Source organism: Streptomyces sp. NPDC052687 (genome assembly GCF_040678395.1).
Lineage (GTDB): Bacteria > Actinomycetota > Actinomycetes > Streptomycetales > Streptomycetaceae > Streptomyces.
Map to the genome: position 1 here is coordinate 1 of NZ_JBFATR010000112.1, position 1,159 is coordinate 1,159.

The window sequence follows — 1,159 nt, forward strand, 5'->3', positions numbered from 1 at the left end:
CCGACTCACCCTGCGCCGATTAACGTTGCGCAAGGAAACCTTGGGCTTTCGGCGTGCGGGTTTTTAACCCGCATTATCGTTACTCATGTCAGCATTCGCACTTCCGATACCTCCAGCAGACTTCTCAATCCACCTTCAACGGCTTACGGAACGCTCCTCTACCGCGCATAACAAAGTTATGCACTCCAAGCTTCGGTTCTGTGCTTAGCCCCGTTAAATCTTCCCCGCAGACCGACTCGACCAGTGAGCTATTACGCTTTCTTTAAAGGGTGGCTGCTTCTAAGCCAACCTCCTGGCTGTCTGTGCCTTTCCACATGGTTTTCCACTTAGCAGTGAATTTGGGACCTTAGCTGTGGGTCTGGGTTGTTTCCCTTTTCACGACGGACGTTAGCACCCGCCGTGTGTCTCCCATACAGTCCGTCTCGGTATTCGGAGTTTGCAATGGTTTGGTAAGTCGCGATGACCCCCTAGCCATAACAGTGCTCTACCCCCGAGAGGATACATATGAGGCGCTACCTAAATAGCTTTCGAGGAGAACCAGCTATCTCCGGGTTCGATTAGCTTTTCACTCCTAATCACACCTCATCCCCTACCTTTGCAACGGGAGTGGGTTCGGGCCTCCAGTGCGTGTTACCGCACCTTCACCCTGGGCATGACTAGATCACCCGGTTTCGGGTCTACTGCCCGCGACTATGCGCCCTTATCAGACTCGGTTTCCCTTCGCCTCCCCTATACGGTTAAGCTTGCCACGAACAGTAAGTCGCTGACCCATTATACAAAAGGTACGCAGTCACTCCTTGCGGAGCTCCTACTGCTTGTACGCACACGGTTTCAGGTTCTATTTCACTCCCCTCTCCGGGGTTCTTTTCGCCTTTCCCTCACGGTACTGGTTCACTATCGGTCAGTCAGGAGTATTTAGCCTTGGAGGATGGTCCCCCCATATTCAGACAGGATGTCACGTGTCCCGCCCTACTCATCGAACTCACGACCTGTGCATTTTAGTGTACGGGGCTATCACCCTTTACTGCGCGACTTTCCAGACGCTTCCACTAACACACAAGCCGATTCAGGTTCTGGGCTCCTCCCCGTTCGCTCGCCGCTACTGGGGGACTCTCGGTTGATTTCTTTTCCTCGGGGTACTTAGATGTTTCAGTTCCCC

General features: G+C 53.3%; 1 rRNA gene. It reads right to left on the reverse strand.

Annotated elements, in window-relative coordinates:
- Positions 1–1,159: ribosomal RNA gene (locus tag AB0K92_RS33560) — 23S ribosomal RNA — on the reverse strand; the annotation flags it as partial.